Source organism: Polyangiaceae bacterium (assembly GCA_016715885.1).
GTDB lineage: Bacteria > Myxococcota_A > Polyangia > Polyangiales > Polyangiaceae > Polyangium.
The window spans coordinates 101,426-121,107 of the sequence record JADJXL010000005.1 but is presented as its reverse complement, the minus strand read 5'-3'; the positions used below and the strand labels follow the sequence as shown (position 1 = coordinate 121,107).

Genomic DNA, 19,682 nt, shown 5'->3' with positions numbered 1-19,682 from the left:
TCCAGAACGAAAGGTCAATACGGATTCGTATCGTCGAGCGTTCTTTGGCCAGGCGACGGCGGTTTGGCGGTATCCGTAGGCGCGACGGGAGCGGCGCCGCCGCTGAGCGGAGCGAGCTGGAGCGTAATCGACGTATCCTTCGAGAAAAGCACGATTTCGCCCGCCGATTTGAATCCGCGCGCTTCAGCGTGCACGCGATGTCCCATGCCGTCCATGGGAACTTTGCCGGTCCATGGATTGGTTGGAATACGAGCCCCATCGACGAAAATGGTGGCCGTCTGCGGAACTGCCGTAATTTGCAGCTCCATCATTGCCTGCGCCGGCGCGGCGCTGGCACTTGCTGCCGGCAGCACTGGAGCAGCCGAGGGCGCTTGCGTGGGGACCGCAGCAGGCTTCGTTTCTCCCGGCGGAACTGCACCCGGTTTCGGCGTTTCGCCTTGGGGCTGCGTTGCCTGCACGTTTGGCGTTTGCCCATTTTGACGATGACCCAAAATGACGAACGTGCCAATGCCTGCTGCAATGCATCCGGCCGCGAGAATCGCATAAAATGAAAGTGACCGCGGCGTGCGCATGTCCGGAACGGTTTGCGACGCGACCATACTCCGCGTTTCATTCGATAGAGGCGCCGCTGTGGTATTCGCATCCGTTTCCCCCAACAGCGCGGACTTGTCGATCTTCACGGTCATTTCCAGACCAATACGCGGCAAGCCCGAGCGCAAGCTGATGGGAGCACGCGAATCCACCGAAACCGGCCCGTCCGTCTCTTCGCGCAGCTTCGCAATCTGACGCTCGATCAATTTCCGCATCTGCGCGCGTTTTTCCCCGAACAATTGATGCATGTATTTCGAGATGTCTTCGCTCGTCACGCGAATCTTCGACGAACGCAGATAATCCTCGATATCGGCACACATGGCGAGAGCGGTCGGATAACGATCGGCAGGGCTGCTCGCCAACGACTTTTCGACGATTTTCGTGAGTTGCCCCGCGGGAATCAATTTCCTTACTTCATCGAGCCTTTCGATGTTCCCCGAATTCAATTGGTCGAGGATCTCGAGGTCCGGCATGCCTTCCCAAAATCGCTTTCCGCTCAGCGCTTCGGCCAAGACCAAGCCCATTGCAAAAACATCCGCCCGCCTGTCGACCGGCTCGAGCCGCACCTGCTCGGGCGACATGTAGCTGATTTTGCCTTTGACCATGCCAGCAGCGGTCTGCACCATGTGACTCGCTGCTTTGGCAATGCCAAAATCCAACACCTTCGTATGCCCGTCGAACGTCACGAAAACATTGTGCGGGCTCACGTCGCGATGCACGATGTTCAGCGGTTTGCCATCGTAATTGTTCAATTCGTGCGCGTAATGAAGCCCCATCAATGCTTCAGCAATGACCTTCAAAAGTACGCCGGGAGGTGCAGGCGTGTTCTTCGCCTTCGAAAGCATTCGATTGAATGGCGCACCATCGAGATACTCCATCACCATGAAAAAATCTTGGCCGTCCTCGCACACTTCGAGCGTCGAAACGACGTTCGGATGATTGAGCTGCGCCGCAAGCCGCGCTTCGTCGAGAAACATCTCGACGATGCCTTGCTCCTCCGCACGATCGGGCCGAAGACGCTTCAGCACCTGCAGCTTGTTGAAACCCCCAACACCGGACGCGACTGCCAAATACACGTCCGCCATGCCGCCTTGCCCAAGACTGGCAATCAGCCTGAACTTCCCAACACTGAGCGGTTGGCCGGACGGAGGTGCAGTTTCGGACATATTGGTTTCGTATATTCCTAGTCTCGCTTGCCGATCCGGCAGCGAGCGATTCATGCAGATAAAAAGCCGGTAGTGATGATCGCTTGATGCGCCTTCGAAAGCAAGTTTATTTCATGCTCGACATTTGCTTCGAGCGTCAATCAAAGACCGACCCACTGAACAAGAACGCTGGATCCAGTCGGCGCGCGTTCAGGCAGCAAAGACGCGTTCGAGGAGAATTTCGGGCCGCGCGCCGTGCAAAACATCGCACAACGCACGAAATGTGGTGGCCTGAACGCGCCGCTCCTCCGCAAATCGCACAATACGCGGTATCAGCGGCACCGCCTCGATCCGTAGCTGCGCCCGCGAAAGCGCCTCATCCAGCGATACCCCCTGCGCAAGTGCCTTGCCCAACACGACTTCCGGCCGATCGTCGAGCGCAATCGATGCCAACAGATCCCCATAACCACCGAGGCCCAGCATCGTTCGCTCTTCACCTCCCGCTGCAACCATGATTCGCGCCGCTTCATCGACGCTCCGCGAGATGAGCGCCGCCACGAGCCCCGGGCCCGCCCCCGCTTCCTCGACAAACCCTACCCCTATCGACAAGCACCCCACAAGCGCCGACGCCCATTCCAAACCCTTTAGATCCGGCGTCGACCAAACCCGCAAATGCGGGCTCTGAAAACTCTTCGTCACCGCAGCAACCACTTCGGGATATCGCGACCCGATCATCATCGCCGAAGGTCGCGCCCGAAGCAGCTCCGCCGCTTGCACCGGCCCTCCAAGCGCGCCGATTCGACGCACCGCCGTCTCATCCCGCACGATGTCACTCACCGTCTCGAGACGTTCCGTGCCAAACCCGCGAATGCCATGCACCACGAGGTGCTGGCCCGTCAAATGATCCCCGAGCGCTGCGAGGACCGGACGAACCACCGACGATGGCACGGCCAAAATGACGAGCGGCGCTTTCGCCACCGCCGCATAATCGACCGTCATGGCCACGCCCTCGTCCTGCCGATCCTGATCGCGCCGCGTATGCAGCACGACGGACGATCCCGCGCGCCGAGCCGCTTTCGCGAGCGCCCTGCCCCACGGCCCGCCCCCTACGACACCGACGTTCGGATTCGTCACGACGCACCTCCCGCACTGTCGCTCTCGAACGACGGCGGCCTCGCCGGCGGCATGCCCGGCGGCGCAATCACGTCCCACGCCATGCCATGCGCCGCCAGTCGGTTTTGATAATAAAACAGAAGGTTTGGATCGACGATCGCAATGCCGTCGTGACGCGACTGCAAGACCGGCTGCGCGTGATATCCCGCAAATGCCGCAAGCGCTCGCTCGACCATGTCCCCACCCGACGCACGCTTGAGAAAATCACTCATCACGATCTTTCCCCGTTTGTCCAATTCGACCAAGCGATCGCGAAGACGAACCACGTCCGCCGCAAGATCGTCGCGAGGCACCACCACGGCGTCACGCTGACGCAACACCACGAACAAATCCGACACGTGCGCCGCACGCCTCAGACGCTCGAAACTCGCCGCCGCCACGACGTGCGTCGACATGATCACCGTGTTCGTCAGGTACGACTTGCAGATCTCGTCCGCAAGCTCGCGCGTGTACTGCGCGTCACGCACGGGATCCATCGTCACGTTTCCGCCCGTGTCCCGCACGTAGGTCGACGGATCCACTTCGCGCCCCCGTTTGTCGAAGCTACGCCCTGCTTCGTCGACCCGATTGCCAAAAGGATCAATCGGCGATCCGAAGCGGATCACGACCGATCCTTGCATGTCGAAGAGCTTGCGAATGAATGCCGCAACGCGCCCTATCCGCGTCGACTCGTCGTCCTCGATGATGAATCGACCCTTGCCCGCCTCCGCCAAAAAGTCCGCGATCAACGTTTCAGCTTCGAGCGTGATCAAGTAGTTGATCGTCGCGGGCACGAAGTAAATGCGCCGCTCGCGACCCTCGAGCAGCGTCCGCGCGTACGCTTCGATGGCCGTTCCCATGAGCCCGAGCTTCAATCGCCGTTCGACCCCGCCCGAGCGCGATCGCGTGCCTCCCGGGAAAAACAGCGAATGGTACCCCCGCTCGAGCAGCACCGACGAGTACGTTTTCAGGATGTCCTTGTATAGAAAGTGCTTCACGCGCCGGTCCACGCGGTACGCGCCGAGGTTACGCATGAAGTACGAAAGCACGGGATTCGTGAAGAGGTTTTTCCCTGCACCATAGGTCGCCGGCGGCAAACCTGCGCGTTCCAGCGCATAACCGAAGACGATGGAATCCATGTTCGAAAGGTGCGTCGGGACATACACCGCCGTGCCTCGTCGAGACAGCTCGCGCAGCTCCGCGATCGGCCCTTCGACGCGGACTTTGTCGTCGAGCGCCTCGAGGCTCACGAGCTTCTGCGGATTGCCAGCGAGGCGCACGAGCGTCCGGGGCGCGAGCAAGTACGTGACGATCGGCGGCAAAAGTTTTGTCGAGACGCTGTAGACGCGCTCGTCGAAGTTGCCTGCGATGTCCCACGCGATCTGCTCGACGACGTGCGAAAGTTTGTCGCGGCGTTCTCCGTCGGCCATGCGCGACAGGGTCCGCGCGATCTTCTGCCACTCGGCAAACTCTTTGCGTTCCTCGGGGTTGCGACTCGTTTCGAGCCGTTTGACCTCGTGATACGCCGCATCGTTCAGCGCGAGCAGCGGATCTTTGGTCGTCAAAACGACGCGCGACACGACCGCGCGCACGATGTCTTCGCGTGCGGCGTTGAACCCGAAGATCGGAGCGTCATGGAGCATGATTCCGAGGTGTAGAGAATTTTCGGCAAGGGCGCTATCATATCGAGATGGGGTTTGGAGCGAAAAGCGCCGAAGACGACCCGACGCCCCACAGGTTCGAGATGCGCATCGGCAAGGAAAACACCCGCCCAGTCCTTGGTTTGCTTCTGTTCGGGTCGCTCGCCGCCTGCTCGTCGCCGCCCGCGCCCGCAGATCCCACGCCAACGATGCCGGTTGCATCAGCAACCTCGCTCCACACGCAAGTAGCCGCATCGACTCCGCCGCCAAGCGTCTCGGCGGCGGCGCCTGCGCCCGAAGTTCCGCCCACGACGCAAACGCTGCCATCCGTGCCAAAGGCAACGGCGACGAGGATTTTGTTTGCTGAAGGCGTGCCTGCGGGGACGTGCGAAAACGCGGACGAAAAAACTGCGATTCGGTGTTTGATTGAAAGGCGATATGAAGGCGAGGCCAAGGCGAAGGCGCTCGCTCTTTCGCTTTTCGACAGCTCGGGGCACGTGGCCGGCGTCGAGGGCGAATACATGATGGATGGCGGGTATCGTGGGACCATCCGCATCGTTCCCGAATGGCCATTTGGCAAATACGAAAAACACCTGAAGTGGGTGGTCGCATCGGCGGACGATTTTAATGTATTTTTTGACAAACTTGGCGACAAAACCGGAAAGCCTTTTCGTTATCGGCATCGCGCCATTGCATTCAAGTTCATGCGGAGCGTCAATCGGACGACGCCGTCGGCGTATGCATCGGAATGGAGCATTGGGTACAACGTATCCGGATCGCTGCATGCTTCGGTGGATGCGGTGCGAGAAACTCTATTTCATGAAATTTTTCATTTGAACGATTCCGAGCATGCCGTCGGATCGATGAATTGGTCGGCGAAAGCGCTGGGAGCGATTCACGAGGCGATTTTGGTGAAATGCGGCACGCGCATTGCCTGTCTCACGCCTTATGCACCGATGCCGACGATGGTACGAGGCGGAACGTATTATGCTTTTCAGCCGAACAATGGCCAAGCGGTGCACGAATACGGAGCGGAGCTCGGGACTCGGTATTATCGTGAGCATCGGGCGATCTTTCGCGGGGAAAAGCTCGCGGGCCGCGCATTCAAGTGCGGGCCGAAAGAAAATGCCGAGGCTTGGAAGTTGATTGTCGACGAATTTTTTGGCGGCGTGGATTTGGTGCCCGTGTGCTAGAGGGACTCCGCCAACTCGTAACAGGAAAGCTTGGGGAGCTGATTGATTTCTCGGCGCGTGCGGCGCGGGCCCCGCTGTTCGAGCCGCCGAAGGCAGCGAGTTCGGGGTGCCGCATGTGCCGAGAAATCAAGCAGCTCCCGAAGCTCAACCTACGCAGATGTCGTCACGGTAGCGGCGAGACGCCGATGACCGCCTTGTGAAAATGCAAAAATGCTCCGAACACGACGAGCGACACGAGAATGCGAATGGCGCCGATTTCAGCGAACGCTTTGCCCACGTTCCCGCGGGCAAACGGCACGAGCGACGTTTTTTCCACGAATGGCGTCCATGCATCTCCGAGTGTCACGCGACGCCGGCTGTCGATGTGCATCATGCCTAGAATGGCGAGCATTGTTATCCCTGCAAAAAGAATGAGCGACGCGATGTCACCATTGGCCGCGATATGCGCAAAGCCCCAAAGCGCAAACGACCAGAGCATGGGATGGCGGGTAATGCGCAGGATCCCTCGAGGCTCGAATGCGACGGTTTTTTCCATCCCGGCCATCGTAGGGCTCTTCGTCGATACGCTGCACACGAAAAACAAGAGCGCAATGGGCATGACCGCGAGGGGAATCCAACGTGTCCACGGAGGCGCTCGGAACAGCTCGACATACGGCGCCGCTCGGTACGACATTTCCATCCAGATGGCGCTCGCAATCGCCAATATCGAATAGATCGTCTGGAACCACTTGACGCCAATGCGCCGTTCGAAAATTCCTCGCACCGGAATGCTCGATAGCACCAAGTGTCCCAAGACAAACAGGAGGGTCGACGCCACGAGCGCGCCGATGCTGCCCCGCGGCTTCTCTTCGGGCGTCGCCGACCCGCTCAATTTCACGATCGCCGACGCAAGGTGCCGCGCTTCGTCCGGCGTAATGGGCAAACCCGGCATGGCCCCCGGAACGTAACCTTGCACGATATCGTGATTCGGCTGGAGAACGCTCCGGCGAATGTATTCCTCGTCCGCTATGATTTCGCGAGGTTTTTCCGAAGTAATGACCTGTCGCTTCTTCCCCACGATCCCAATGAGGGTCGGCCCCTGCTTCGCCGTGCCGTCGAAAGAATGGCACACGGCGCATCCACGCTCGAAAAAGAGCTTCTTGCCTACCTCGGGATCTCCATCCGCCAGCGCGCTGGAAGACGCGGCGAGCACGACCGAGAACGTAGCGAAAGAAAGAAGGCGCTGAGCAACCACGGCCGCACGCTACGCCAGAAGCTTGCTCCGGGCAAGTTCGATCGTCAGCCTGCAACCAGGTCCGGGAAAATCCGGTCCTGCATTCGCTTGCAGTACGCTACCAGATTCGGCTGCTCACGACCGAAACGCGCAAGCTGCGTGTCCAGTGGGACGTTGATGACATTGGCAACCACCGCGTACGCGGTCGCGTCCACGCCCGAGGGTTTGTCTCCAAAGAAAAATGGTTTGTCACCAAGGAACGTCGACACGGCTTCAAGGTCCGCTTTCATGATCTGAATCACTTCTTCGCTCGTGTGCCGACCGAGCCCGTGGCCATGATAACCCGCGAGAATTGTTTGCTTGAACCCAGCAATGATGTCCTCGTGTTGCTCGATCGGAGCGCCGATCGTGATCATGGGCCGAATGAGCTCTCGATAAACGGCCCAACCGGGCTCGTACACATAACGATCATGGACCGTGATCCAATACGTGTTTTCCGTCAGCATCCGCGAGAATGCTGTCGAAATCGCTCGTTCGGTTGGCGTCAGACGAGCATCCGGATCGACGTTTCGCGTCCTCCGCAAGTAGTCGATGATCAGGGTGGAATCCCCCATGATCATTCCATTTTCTTCGATGTAGGGAATTTTTCCTTTTGGAATCGGATAATTCACCGGATCCATGACCCGCGCTTCATAGGATACATCCATCATTCGCATCCATGTTTCGAGCCGCATGCAGGGGGGACTGATGCTGGGCAACCCCCAAACGCGCGGCAATTGAAATAGTTTGATCATTCTATGCTCCTTTGTGTACGTCGATCCAATGAAGGTATTTCCAACCCCCACGCCCTCGCTTCTTCGAATGCGCGCGCACGCGTGGGTACATTCTCCAAAAACGATCGGCGCAGCTCGGAATCGCCGATTGCGTCGGCGCGCGCAAGAAGTTCGGCAATGAGTCGCCCCATCACCTCCTTCGCATCAGTCACGCGACCCGATGCAAAAAGCGCTTCCGCCCAAAGCAACGCGAGCGTGTCTTGACGCACGCCAGCGGTGCCTCCAGCCGCGTCACAGGCCGCTCGAGCATCTTCCGCCAATTGCACGGCTTCATCGGCTCGCCTTTGACGAAGACGAATTTCGCCGAGCAGCGACAAAATCGACGGACGGAACGACAACGCAATTTTCGCCGGATCCCCCAGGGCTCCCAAGTCGCGTTCGGCACCCTCGAAGTCACCTTGCAATATTTTTGCCTCGACGATCGTGAGCGTCGCGTTCATCCCGATCACGCGGCTGTTTCGCTCGGCTGCACTCGATTGAATCACTGCCGCCAATCGCTGTGCATCGTCCAGCCGCCGTGTTTCCAGCAAGAGACGCGACTTGCAATGCGCCGCCAGATCCCAGGGCATCGATCCCATCGGAGCGTCGGCGAGCGCGCGATCGAGCATGGCCTCGGCCGCACCATGCGCACCCAACAGCAGGTAATCAAGGCCCACGTGGCCGCGCGCGGTGGTGAGGAGATTACGATCAGCGACCGTCTCGAGATGGGCCACGCTCGCAAGGTCGTGAACGAGCGCTCGCCAAGGTTCTTTTTCGACAAACCTAGACCAAAATGCCTGCGCAGATTCCCACCACGCCGTCGCATACGAATCCGCCGGACACGCCGGGCCGATGACTTCCGCCATCCGGTTCAGGTATCCTCGCGCTTCTTCCGTGGCACCATGAAGGACGAGGAGCGTAATCGCTTGGGCATAGGCCCGCGACGCCGTTCCCATGGCATCACTTGGCGGAACGAACTCGTTCAATGACGGACCCAAACGCCGAATGATCTCCAGATTGTTCGTCATGAGCGCTCCGCCCAATGCGCAGCCGAGCGCGTGGCAATAGGTCGATGTGCCAAGCGTCGCCTTTTGCAGCGCCCGGTCGGCGCACTCGATGCCCCGCTTGTATTCGCCGTCGGAGAGGAACGAGTCGGCCATAATGGCCCACAAGGCCGCTTCTGTTTCACCTGTCGCACCGCTAGCCATGCCCCGCTCGGCACGTTCGCGCGCGGCATGCGAATCTCCACCATGGAAAGCCTGGCGCGCAGCTCGCAAATAATGACCCACGGCGCGCCCAGGTTCGCCTCCGCGCGCAAAATGCTCGGCCAATATCATCGGATCCTGCTCGCCATTCGATTCGAGCCATTCGGCAGCCAGTTTGTGCCCGAGCGTGCGATCGCGATCCGTGAGCATGGCATATGCCGCTTGCTGAATGAGCGCTTGGCGAAATGTCAGCTCTTCATTCGCTGCGAGTCGGCTACCAGGTTTACGTGCGAGAAACTCGCGATTGACGAGCTCGTCGAGGAGCGCGCTGAGCGACGTGCTCGTGAGAGCTTGATCGATCAATGCCGCAATCCCTTCGGGTCGAAACCTTCGCCCATAAATGCTGGCCGCTCGCAGAAGCAGCCGCGACGACGCCGGAAGCGCCATGATTCGAGCTTCCACCATCCCGGCAATGGTGTCCGGCAAATCTTCGGAATGCCCTTCGGCCACCGCGCGCGATAACTCCTGAATGAACAGCGCATTCCCATCGGCACGCTCCACGATGGCATCCATTCGTGACGGATCCACACCATCGCCCAAAATGGCACGCACGAGACTTTCGGCGCCCTTGCGAGACAACCGACCGAGCCTGAGCGAATGAAACATTCGACCCTGCCACAATCCGGGAAAAACGTCGTGCACTTCCAATCGTCCAAGGCCGAGCACGACGAGCGGCAAGTCGCCAAGTTCTCGCAATGCCGCATTGACCAGGCGCATCGATGGCGTATCCCCCCAATGTAAATCTTCGAGCACGAGCAACACGGGTGATGCCGATGCCTTGACACGCATGAAATCGACGAACGCTTGCTGAATGCCATCGGCCATGATCGATGCATTTTGCCGCGCTGCATGCAGCCGCGGATGGTCATCGTCTGGAAATGGGACGCCCAGCATTTCACCCAAAAACGCCGCCACGCGCACACGCGCTCCAGCGCCACACGCCTCCGCCGCCTTCAACAATTGCTGCCGTTGTTCTTCGTGCGGCAACGACGATTCGATGTTCAGCGCCGCACGTAATGCCCCACCCACGAGACCAAACGCGGAGCTCACCCCCAGCCAATCCCCTCGGCCGGAAATGACGAACAAATCACGACCATTTTCCTGCAATCGATCCATGAGCTCGAGACGCAAACGCGACTTCCCCATGCCCGCCGACGCCGAAACCAAAATGGCACGCGCCGACGACTCCTCGAACCCTTCTTCGGCAAAATCGAGCAGCGATCGCAAATCCCGCTCACGACCTACACACGGAATGGGCTTGCCCAGCACCATCCGCCCCACGTCTTCCTGCACCCGCTCCTGCCGAAGAAGCGGCTGCATTCCTTCTTCCACGATGACGAACCGATCACCCAGCAATGACCGTGTCGTGTCGTCAATCAAAATGCCCGACCCAAACCGCCCCATCGAACCTATCTCGGACGTCGTATGCACCAATTCCGACGTGCGATCGATGAGCTCACCGACGTGCAAACGATCACGCCGGCTGCTGCGCCCAGTATAAAGTGCCACGATTTCGGACGGCACGAGCTCTTTGATACGCAATGCACAACGCGCCGCAATCGTCACCTGATCACCCGCATTGCCGAGCCCTTCGAACATCGCCATCACGCCCACACCTGCGAGAGGTTCCACCGTCGCTTTGAATGGTTTTACCGTGCGCCGCACGATCTCCAAAACATCCAGCGGCGGCATTTGTTTCGTCGCACCATCCTTCTCGAGCGAATTGATTGCAGGCAAAATGGCCACCAGCGACACGAGCCGGCTCTCGTCCGTCGTCATCAATGACGTAGCCGTGGAAACGAGAAGCGCATCACTTTGCTCGTGTAATGCAATCTGCTCGAGCGCTCGCATCACCTCGGATGCATCAGCAGGGCGCTCTTCGGGACCTTTCGACAACATCTTCACGAGCAACGCATCGAGATCCTCGGGCAATTCTGGACAAATCTCCCGCGGCCTGCGCACTTCCTCGAAAAGCACCTTCGCCAGCACGGCCATCAGGTGCCCACCCGTGAATGCCGCTTGTCCCGTGATACATTCGTAAAGGACGCATCCAAGAGAAAATACGTCGGCCCGCGCATCCACTCGCCCACGTTCTCCTCGAGCTTGCTCGGGCGCCATGTATCCAGGCGTGCCCAATACGCTGCCCGTTTGCGTCATCATCGAATGGCCATGCACCCGCGCAATGCCAAAATCGAGGACTTTCACCTGATCGACGGCTCGATCCACAAGGAAAATATTGCTCGGCTTGATATCGCGATGTACCACCCCCCGAAGGTGCGCGGCTCCCAGCGCATGCGATATTCGCAGCCCCAATGCAATCGCTTCCGAGAGCTTCATTCGCTCACGGCGCAGGCTTTCACCAAGCTCCTCACCTTCGAGCCATTCCATCACCAGATACGGCTCGCCGGACGAAGCCAACCCGTGCGCGACATAACGCACGATGTGAGGATGATCGAGCCCTGCAAGTACGCGAGCTTCATGGCCAAAACGCGCAATCGTATTGTCGCTGCCGTCGCGTAAAACCTTCAGCGCAACAAGTCGATCCGTATGACGATCACGCGCTCGATATACGGTGCTCATGCCGCCAATGCCGGCACACGCTTGCACCTCGAACCGATTGTCGACCACGCCTCCCTCGAGCATCGCGGCGCGCAGTGTGATGCACGTTCATGCGTATGCCAAATCAATCACCCAATCCGCTCGCGGAGTAGCACGGATGCCACGCGCTTGGGTTCGGCGGATCGCTCGAATGGCGCCCCCGAAGCCTCGAGCGCCGTCACCGCATCTGCCGCAAAACGCATCGCAGAAACGCCATCGGCCGCCGATGCAACGGGCGCCGCTCCTTCGCGGATTGTCTTTCCAAACGCCCGCAAGAGCCGCTCCAAATCCCCACCTCGCGGCGGCGTACGCGTTCGCTTGCCGCCTGCGTCCGCAACTTCCACCGCGTCCACGCCTGCGCCTCGCACCCACGAGAGTACGCGACCGTCTGCGAGACGTATACGCACTTCGAGCGCATCCGAAGGCTCGGTAAGCAACAGCTCGATCGACACGCTCGGCGCCATCGATCCCGCTCCGCGCGCTCGCACGGTGACGCGCTCCGGTCGCCCTCCACCTCGCGCCGACGCTCGACGAATGACGAGCGGCTCGCCTGCAATCACGCGCGCAAGATCCCCAAGATGAATGAAAAGCTCGTAAAATGCCGTGCGCGACCACGCGTGAAGGCTCGCGGGCGAATGCGGCGTCGCTCGATGAAAAACCTCGACCTCGACCGGCTTGTCCGCTCCCGTGCGTTCGCCCAGAAGCGAAAGCAGCTCCTCTACACCGCCCGCCGCGCGAAGCTGCTGCGCAACGGTGATCAAGCCGTTCGCTTGTGTACCAAGCGATTCTGCTTCGGCAATCGACAACGCCAGCGGTTTTTCCACGAGGCAGGGCAATCCCTTTTCCATTGCGCTACGCGCGATCTCCGCATGATGCCGCGTACCACACGCGACGATCACCGCGTCGACGGCGCCTCGTGAAAGGACCTCGTCGAGCGTTCGAGCGCGCGCGACATCAGCCGGGATCTCGGGCAAGTCCTTGTCCGGTGCGTGAGGCGACACGACCGCTGCCAGGACAAACCCTTCCAAACGCCGTAGGGTCGAGACAAACGCGAGCGCGCGCGGACCCGTACCCACGAGCGCCACGCGCAAGGGAGGAGCTTCGGATGGTGCCGTCACGACGGGCAATTGCACGCGCGCGGGAGGCAAAGCGGGAAGCGCGATTTCGTTACTTCGAGGCACTCGGCCGTCGCTGAAACGAAGCTCGTCGATGCGATCGGTTCCGGGGCGAAAGCGCGCGATCCGTGCATCGGCGAAAGCTCGCTCGGGCGTGATCTTGTCGCCCGGCACCGCACGTAGCTCGCCCGTTCCATGAAGCGCTGCGTACGGCTTCCACACGCCGGTGCACACGAGATCAAAGCGACATTCCGCGCACACCGGGCCTTTTTGCTTTTGCGGAGCGTCTTCGGTGAGCGCTCCGCTGAGCGACACGAGCACGTCGCTCCAGTACATGAATTCCTCGAGCTGACAGGGCGGAACGCCTTGCCGCGATCCAACGACGACTTCGATGCCGAGCTCGCTTGCACGGGCGATCGCGCGCTTCAGGTACGGCATCACGTCGCGATAACGCGGGACGAGGTCTCCCAGGCGTTCGAGGGCCTTGTACTGAGGTGTTACGTACGCAAACGAAATGCCGATCTTCGTACCGAACTCGCCGTGCAGCCATTCGACGAAGCGCACGAGGTGCCGAAAATTGTGCCCGGAAACGACATGGTTCACGTCGATGCGCAGGTGATCGTGACGAACGAAGTGCCGCAAGGCCGCGACGGTGCGCGCGTGATCGCCCATCTTTCGCGTTTCGAGCCGCGCAAGCGATTCCTCGTGGCCATGAAGCGACACGAACACGTTCGTGAGACCCGCTGAAACGAGCGCATCGACCTTCTCGCGTTTGTCGAGCAAAACAGCGTTCGTAACGAGCTCGATCGCGTTCACGCCCATGCGTTTGGCGACGGAGACGTAATCGACGAGGTGCCGGGAAAGCGTGGGTTCGCCGCCGCTGAACGAGATCTGTTCGACGCCCGTACGAGCGAGCCGCGCGATGCGGCGCATCATACGACCGGGGTTGTCTTCGACGTTGTGCGAAGTCTCGTTGGCGCTGCAGAACCAACAATCCTGGTTGCAGTGCACGGTCGGTCGCAGCACGACGAAAAAAGCCGATTTCGCGGCATTTTTGCGCTGCTCGTCCCAACGGTCGCGACGCGGCGACATCGGCGCGCGAGAAAGCGGGGACAAACCTTGGCTGCCGTGCGTGGACAGAACGAGGCTCGTCGTGCCAGGACAAACGCGTTCCGCGGCGCACGAGGAGCAGATGGGCGCGAGCGACGATGTCGATCGGCGGGGCATGGGGCGGCCTCCGCGGTCGGCGAAGAGTCGCTCAGGAACGGTGACGGATCCGTCGTCGCCCACGGACGCGACGGCGCAGAGCGGGATGCCGTCGCGTTCGGTCAACGTAATGTCGATTTGCCGTTCACGGGCAACGCGAATCGCTTCGAGCAGCGCTCTGCGCACGACATCCCAGCGCGGCGGCGCAAGCTCGCGCGGAACGCGCCCATCCACGGATCGCATCGCATCCGGCGCATAAAGACGCGCTCGACGCGCCGCAGGGACGATGCCGTGCAGAAGCTGGATCATCGCCGCGAGGTTTTGCAGCGAAGGGTCGAGCACGGGCAGCTCGAAACGAATGTCCAGGCCGGCCCCTGCGAGGTTACGCAGGCCCGCGAGTGCTGCTGCGTGGGCGCCTCGAACGCGCGCGATCGCGTCGTGCACGGCTGCGCGTTCGCTCGCGAGGAAGAAGACGACGCCATCGATGCCGGTGGCTCGAAGCTGTTCGGCCCGAGCTGCGGAGGAAAAACCGACGCCGTTTGTCCGGACGAGCACGTGATGCCAACCGGCGTCGCGCGCGGTGCGTACGGTTTCGGCGAGTGCTACGTGCGAGGCGGCTTCCCCGCGCAGTTCGAGCACGCCGCCGCCGCGATGAAGCTCGCGCTGAATGGCAGCCGGCGCGGGGACTTTTGCGCGGCAATCGCAGACGGGGCACGCGAGGTTGCAGCCGGCGGCGAGGAGCAGACTCGTATCGGTCGTGCCGGCGCGAGAGGTCATGCGAGGGCCATTGTTCACGCGCCCGGGCAGCGGATGCAAGGCTTGCTGTGCTGGGGGTAGGCTGTGTCGTATGGCGCACGACGATGATCGGCTAAGGCGGCGGCCGCGCGTGGACCGATAAAACGATGGAGTTACGTCGTACCAATTCGTTTGCATCACAATCGAATGCGCCGCACAGGTTTCACGAAGCATTCGCGGAAATTGACCATTGGCGTGGATATGCTCGAGGCAAGAGGGCGTTCGTATGTTTGGCCGAGTGACGCGTAGGAGAGAGATAGAATCGTTTGAATTGGCGAGAACGGCGGCATGGCTTGGGGGTTGACACGACGGTCCGCGTCGGTAAGGTTGCCAGCGGCAAGATCCATTGCGTACGTGCACCCGTCTGAGACACATCGCCCAGTTGAATGGATAGATCGACCATGAACATCAACGTAAGCATCATCGATCAGCACGTTCGCGGGCTCGTACAGCGCTTGCAGCCTCGTATTGAGGAAGTGCTCGAGTCCAACCTGGACGAGACAAAGGCTCGGTCTGTCGCATTCGTCGTCTTGTGCGTCAAGACGCTGCTCGAGCTGAACGATGATGAGGCGCTCGAGTGTTTGATGGAGGGGGGCAATGATTTCGGGATAGATGCCATGGATCTATCCGATATTGTTGAAGGCGAATTTACAGTCACCTTATTTCAAGGCAAATACAAGCATCAGAACCTCGAGGGCAATTCCCATTTCGAGGAGACTGGCATCATCAAGGCAGTGCAAGCTGTTCGCTATTTGTTCGATCCCAGCGCTGATCTACATGTAAATCCCAGGCTGAAGGCTCGGATCGAGGAGATCCGCTCGCTGATCGTCGATGGGCTGATTCCGCGCGTGCGCTTCATTCTGTGCAACAACGGGCTGTCTTGGAAGCGGCCCGAAGCACAAGCAATCATCGACAGGGAGAACTTTCCACCGGAGCGGGTTCAATTCGAGCATGCGAATCACGACACACTCGTCCGAATACTTCAAGCGACACAACCGGTCAAAGATACGATTCAGTTTGCGGGTCGGTCCGTCGTGGAGGACTTCAACTTCAGCCGCGTATTTCTCGGCAAGGTAGCCGTAACTGAAATCTATCGCCTCATGGAATCTCATGGCGATCGACTTCTAGAGCGTAATATTCGGCGATATTTGGGACTCATGGGGAACCGTGTGAACATCGGTATCCACCAAACGTTGATCAATCCACAGGAGCGCCCGAATTTTTTCTTTTACAACAATGGCATCACGCTCATTTGCCAGAAGTTCGATTACAATGCCTTGCAGAAGGAAAATTATAACGTTCGCGTCGAAGGCCTACAGATCATCAATGGCGGTCAAACATGTAAAACGATCCACGCCGCGCTGAGCAACTCAATGGACCAGACGAATTTGGACTCCGCATTCGTGCTCGTGCGACTGTACCAGGTGGGCGGGGAAGACGCCACGAACCTCGTCCGCACGATTACCTATGCTACGAATAGCCAAAACCCTGTTGATCTGCGTGATCTACGTTCAAATGATCCCATTCAGAAAAACCTCGAGCTGGCCATTCAGCAGTTGGGTTATGATTACCGTCGACAGCGTGGCGACGCAGCTCCTCGGCCCACGGAAATTACGAGCGGAAGCGCCGCAGAGGCTGTGCTTTCGGTTTGGCGAAAACGTCCGCAGCAAGCCAAGTATTCGTCGAGCGAACACTTCGGCAAGCTTTATGATGAAATCTTCAGCAAAGACTTGAATGGGGCGCAGACGGTCATCGCGGTGCTACTGTTCCGCATCGCGGAGAACCGGCGCAAACGTCCGGTGCAAGGGGCGCCGGAGCTCGTTCGATATGCCTCCTGCTTCGCAGCAATGCTCATGGGGCAAGCGTTGCTAGCAGATCTGGGCATCACGCTGGACAAGCTCGATCACCGGGTCTTCGACAAAGCAAGGTCGCTTGTGGAGAAGAAGGGGGAAGAGTATTATGTCAAAGCCATTCAACAGCTCGAAGATGCCATCAAACAGCTCTACGGTAACCAACCCGTAAGCCTGCAACGGCTAGCAGCAACCTTCCGCCGCGGCGATCTCATGCAATACCTTCCCAAAGGCAATTGATACCCGCACGATGAGCGGTGCGCACATGCCCGGTGCAAGGCGTCTCCCAATGCTCGGCATGCAAAATTTGTCCTCGAACGCCCTGGCACGAAAGCCGCACAAGGCAGCGCCCATGCCGAGTTCTCGTGCAGATCAGTTGTGGTTGGTCACACAGCTACGCATGTTCCATCCATGATCATTCCCGACTGTTCACCGTCTCCAGCGGCCGTGGCATTCCATTATGATGAGCTCGACATCGCGTATCGGCGCATTTGGGGAGAGCATGTCCACCATGGCTATTGGGAAACTGGCCGCGAAAGTCCGTCCGAAGCGACGGACGCGCTCGTGCACCTGGTCGCCGAGCGACTGAGCCCCAAACCTGGACAAAATCTCTGCGATATTGGTTGTGGCTATGGAGCGACCGCCGCTCATTTCGTAAAGCATCACGGCGTGCAGGTCACCGGATTTACCCTTTCATCGGCACAAGCGAAGCTTGCTCAGGCTCGGGGCTTGGCCGATTTCACGTGTCTCGAGCGCGATTTTTTCGACAATGGCATGGCCGATGCCAGCTTCGACCATGCCTATGCAATCGAGAGCTCCGAGCACATGGCCGACAAGGGGGGCTTTTTTGCCGAGGTATCGCGGGTGCTGCGGCCTGGAGGACGTCTCGTCGTCTGCGCGTGGTTGGAAGGCGAAAATCTTCGCCAATGGCAAGTGCAGCACCTACTCGAAAAAATCTGCAGCGAAGGGCAACTGCCCAGCATGGGGAGCCGGGCCGATTACGAAGCGCTCGCTGCCGCGGCTGGACTCGAGGCTTGCAGCTATTTGGATATCAGCAGCAAAGTTCGCCGAACCTGGTCCATTTGCATGTATCGGTTCGCGGGAAAGCTTCTGACGGACAAGGCGATCCGCAGGTTGGCCTCGAGCTCTGCCACCCGCAATCGCAGCTTCATCTACAGCCTGCCGCGTTTGATCGTTGCGCTACGAACAGGCGCGATGCGTTACGGCGTTTTCGTTTGGGAGAAGCCCTCCGATTGACGGGCGGTCTTCGAGTACGAGGGACAATTGACCTGCACGAAAAGCAGAGCTGCCAGTGATTACATCGAGCTCGGTGCTGCTTCTTGCGCTTGCTTGGCCTTTTTCTTGGGCTTGTTCGTCATCGCCTCGCCGACGAACGTGAATGCATGTCCGACTTCGGGATTGATACGCGCCAATGCTTTCGCGACGGCGTAGGCATCCAAGACCATTTTCCATGCGGCGTGTTCGGCGAGCAATCGAGCGTCGGTGAGCGGTCGGAGTTTTTCTTCGAGCTTTGCGCGCAAGGCGTTTTCGCGAGCGGCAGCTTTTTTGGCAGATTCAATGGCCCGGAGCAGCTTGGGGGGCGACATACCGGCCACCTTGAACGTCGGGCGACCCTTCCATGTGGCAGCGAAACGTTCCGCAATCTCGGTGAAGCCGTCGATCGGTTTGATGAGGCGTAGTTTTTCGTCGGCGGAGAGCAATTTGGAGGGAGTTTTTTTCGCCGCGCTGCGCGACGATGAGGTTTTCGAAGCCTTGGACGACTTCGCGGATGCCTTTTGCGTTTGCTTTGGAGCCTTTTGTTTGGTCTTGGCCATGGTCACCTCCAGCGACGCATCCGTCGCGTGGTGACTTTCGTTGTGCGGCACGAAAAATCGTTCAAATTTTTTGAAAGCGCACCAGGTCGATTTTATAACCATTGAAAAATACTCAGTTTTTTCGAGGTCATTCGTGACCCCCTGGGATGGGGGGGTCCAATGGCACTCGTGAAGGGGTCGGCAGGCACTGGAAGCACCCCGGAGGGCACTCGTGGAGGGGTGAGGAGGCATCTGAGGAGCGGTCCATCGGGGTGAAATGGGGGGTGATAAGCTCCGATTGAAGGGGGTCGTGGGCATCAGAAAATGCTGGTCATGGCAACAAATTCAACCTAAAGTAAATATTCTGTGTGGCCAGATGAGCCATGATGCAATGAAGCAGGAGGCATGAACATGAAGTCTATCCTATTGGGCGAACCATTGGGAGCCGGTCGTGAATGGCGGTTCGCAATGGGGCTCGTGCTGTTGACGATGCTGGGGGGCTGTGGTTCCGATGGGATCGGTGAAATGGGGGCTGGTGGAGCCGGCGGGATCGGCGGTCATAGCGGCGCGGTTCACGTCGACGAAGGCGATGACCCTCGGAATTGGGGGTCATTGGAAGAAGGGGCGGCATATGCATTGCAGCCGTCGCCGGCCAATGCGCAGGCGTGTTCGACGGGCGGGGAATGCGCGAGTGGATTTTGCGTCGACGGGGTATGTTGTGACAGCGCGTGCACGGGGACGTGTCAAGCGTGCACGGCGGCGAAAAAGGGAAGCGGCGACGACGGGACGTGTGGAACGATTGCGCTCTATGGCGATCCGGACAATGAATGCGCAGCGGGCTCGTGTGACGGCGCAGGCGCGTGCAAGCTTTACAATGGCAATGCGTGCGGAGCGGCGGGCGAATGCTTGTCGGGGCATTGCGTGGATGGGTTCTGCTGTGGGAATGCGTGCGACGGGACGTGTCGAGCGTGTTCGATCGAAAAACGGGGCGGTGGATACAATGGGCAATGCGGGCCGATTGCGGCAGGAGGCGACCCCGACAACGAATGTAGCGGCGGCTCGTGCAATGGCGCGTCGGCATGTGAAATGGCCGGCAGCGGGACGACGTGCAGCCTGAGCTCCGGAATGCGCTACGGGCTTTTGCGTCGATGGATTCTGCTGTGACACGGCATGTACGGGGACATGTGAAGCGTGTTCGGCGGCGAAAAAGGGCAGCGGCGCCGATGGCACATGCGGACCCATTGCAGCAAACGTCGACCCGGACAATGAATGCGCCGACGGGAATTGCAACGG

The 19,682-nt window shown here is 59.6% G+C and carries 12 protein-coding genes; 4 read left to right on the top strand and 8 right to left on the bottom strand.

Going from position 1 to position 19,682, the window contains the following annotated elements; translation table 11 throughout:
* Window positions 1-14: 14 nt before the first annotated feature.
* From IPM54_09830 to IPM54_09820, 3 genes are all read right to left on the bottom strand, one after another.
* A complete protein-coding gene (locus tag IPM54_09830) occupies window positions 15-1,757 on the bottom strand; it encodes a serine/threonine protein kinase (protein MBK9260122.1) in 1,743 nt (580 codons plus the stop codon).
* A 189-nt stretch (window positions 1,758-1,946) separates the two neighbouring features.
* A complete protein-coding gene (locus tag IPM54_09825) occupies window positions 1,947-2,870 on the bottom strand; it encodes an NAD(P)-binding domain-containing protein (GenBank protein MBK9260121.1) in 924 nt (307 codons plus the stop codon).
* A complete protein-coding gene (locus tag IPM54_09820) occupies window positions 2,867-4,531 on the bottom strand; it encodes a 1-acyl-sn-glycerol-3-phosphate acyltransferase (GenBank protein ID MBK9260120.1) in 1,665 nt (554 codons plus the stop codon). The genes IPM54_09825 and IPM54_09820 overlap by 4 nt, the downstream gene beginning before the upstream one ends.
* 47 nt (window positions 4,532-4,578) lie before the next feature.
* Between IPM54_09820 and IPM54_09815 the strand changes: the two genes are divergently transcribed.
* The gene (locus IPM54_09815) at window positions 4,579-5,721 is read left to right on the top strand and encodes a hypothetical protein (protein MBK9260119.1); all 1,143 of its coding nucleotides are present in this window, start codon (window positions 4,579-4,581) and stop codon (window positions 5,719-5,721) included.
* A gap of 163 nt (window positions 5,722-5,884) precedes the next feature.
* Here the strand turns inward: IPM54_09815 and IPM54_09810 are convergent, their stop codons facing one another.
* The 4 genes from IPM54_09810 to IPM54_09795 are packed head-to-tail and all read right to left on the bottom strand — an operon-like array spanning window position 5,885 to window position 14,707.
* Window positions 5,885-6,955 carry a c-type cytochrome gene (locus IPM54_09810; protein MBK9260118.1) on the bottom strand — a complete coding sequence of 357 codons (1,071 nt, stop codon included), beginning with the start codon at window positions 6,953-6,955 and terminating at the stop codon, window positions 5,885-5,887.
* Between the two features lie 44 nt (window positions 6,956-6,999).
* Window positions 7,000-7,728, bottom strand: a complete 729-nt coding sequence (locus IPM54_09805) for a glutathione S-transferase family protein (protein ID MBK9260117.1) — start codon at window positions 7,726-7,728, stop codon at window positions 7,000-7,002.
* Window positions 7,725-11,639, bottom strand: a complete 3,915-nt coding sequence (locus tag IPM54_09800; GenBank protein MBK9260116.1) for a protein kinase — start codon at window positions 11,637-11,639, stop codon at window positions 7,725-7,727. The genes IPM54_09805 and IPM54_09800 overlap by 4 nt, the downstream gene beginning before the upstream one ends.
* Window positions 11,640-11,698: 59 nt before the next feature.
* Complete coding sequence (locus tag IPM54_09795) at window positions 11,699-14,707, bottom strand: radical SAM protein (GenBank protein ID MBK9260115.1); 3,009 nt, start codon at window positions 14,705-14,707, stop codon at window positions 11,699-11,701.
* Window positions 14,708-15,126: 419 nt separating this feature from the next.
* Between IPM54_09795 and IPM54_09790 the strand changes: the two genes are divergently transcribed.
* Both IPM54_09790 and IPM54_09785 read left to right on the top strand, forming a co-directional pair.
* Complete coding sequence (locus tag IPM54_09790) at window positions 15,127-16,815, top strand: AIPR family protein (protein ID MBK9260114.1); 1,689 nt, start codon at window positions 15,127-15,129, stop codon at window positions 16,813-16,815.
* 171 nt (window positions 16,816-16,986) lie between these two features.
* The gene (locus IPM54_09785; GenBank protein MBK9260113.1) at window positions 16,987-17,832 is read left to right on the top strand and encodes a class I SAM-dependent methyltransferase; all 846 of its coding nucleotides are present in this window, start codon (window positions 16,987-16,989) and stop codon (window positions 17,830-17,832) included.
* Between the two features lie 59 nt (window positions 17,833-17,891).
* Here IPM54_09785 and IPM54_09780 read toward each other — a convergent pair whose 3' ends face one another.
* Window positions 17,892-18,410 carry a hypothetical protein gene (locus tag IPM54_09780; protein MBK9260112.1) on the bottom strand — a complete coding sequence of 173 codons (519 nt, stop codon included), beginning with the start codon at window positions 18,408-18,410 and terminating at the stop codon, window positions 17,892-17,894.
* A 390-nt stretch (window positions 18,411-18,800) separates the two neighbouring features.
* On the opposite strand from IPM54_09780, the gene IPM54_09775 reads away from it, so the two are divergent.
* On the top strand, window positions 18,801-19,553 hold the full coding sequence (locus tag IPM54_09775) for a hypothetical protein (GenBank protein MBK9260111.1): 753 nt from the start codon (window positions 18,801-18,803) through the stop codon (window positions 19,551-19,553).
* Window positions 19,554-19,682 lie beyond the last annotated feature (129 nt).

Coding starts and splice junctions, on each gene's coding strand:
- IPM54_09830 (MBK9260122.1), bottom strand. CDS start 1,757: ATGTCCGAAACTGCACCTCCGTCCGGCCAACCGCTCAGTGTTGGGAAG.
- IPM54_09820 (MBK9260120.1), bottom strand. CDS start 4,531: ATGCTCCATGACGCTCCGATCTTCGGGTTCAACGCCGCACGCGAAGAC.
- IPM54_09815 (MBK9260119.1), top strand. CDS start 4,579: ATGGGGTTTGGAGCGAAAAGCGCCGAAGACGACCCGACGCCCCACAGG.
- IPM54_09805 (MBK9260117.1), bottom strand. CDS start 7,728: ATGATCAAACTATTTCAATTGCCGCGCGTTTGGGGGTTGCCCAGCATC.
- IPM54_09795 (MBK9260115.1), bottom strand. CDS start 14,707: ATGACCTCTCGCGCCGGCACGACCGATACGAGTCTGCTCCTCGCCGCC.
- IPM54_09790 (MBK9260114.1), top strand. CDS start 15,127: ATGAACATCAACGTAAGCATCATCGATCAGCACGTTCGCGGGCTCGTA.
- IPM54_09785 (MBK9260113.1), top strand. CDS start 16,987: ATGATCATTCCCGACTGTTCACCGTCTCCAGCGGCCGTGGCATTCCAT.
- IPM54_09780 (MBK9260112.1), bottom strand. CDS start 18,410: ATGGCCAAGACCAAACAAAAGGCTCCAAAGCAAACGCAAAAGGCATCC.
- IPM54_09775 (MBK9260111.1), top strand. CDS start 18,801: ATGAAGTCTATCCTATTGGGCGAACCATTGGGAGCCGGTCGTGAATGG.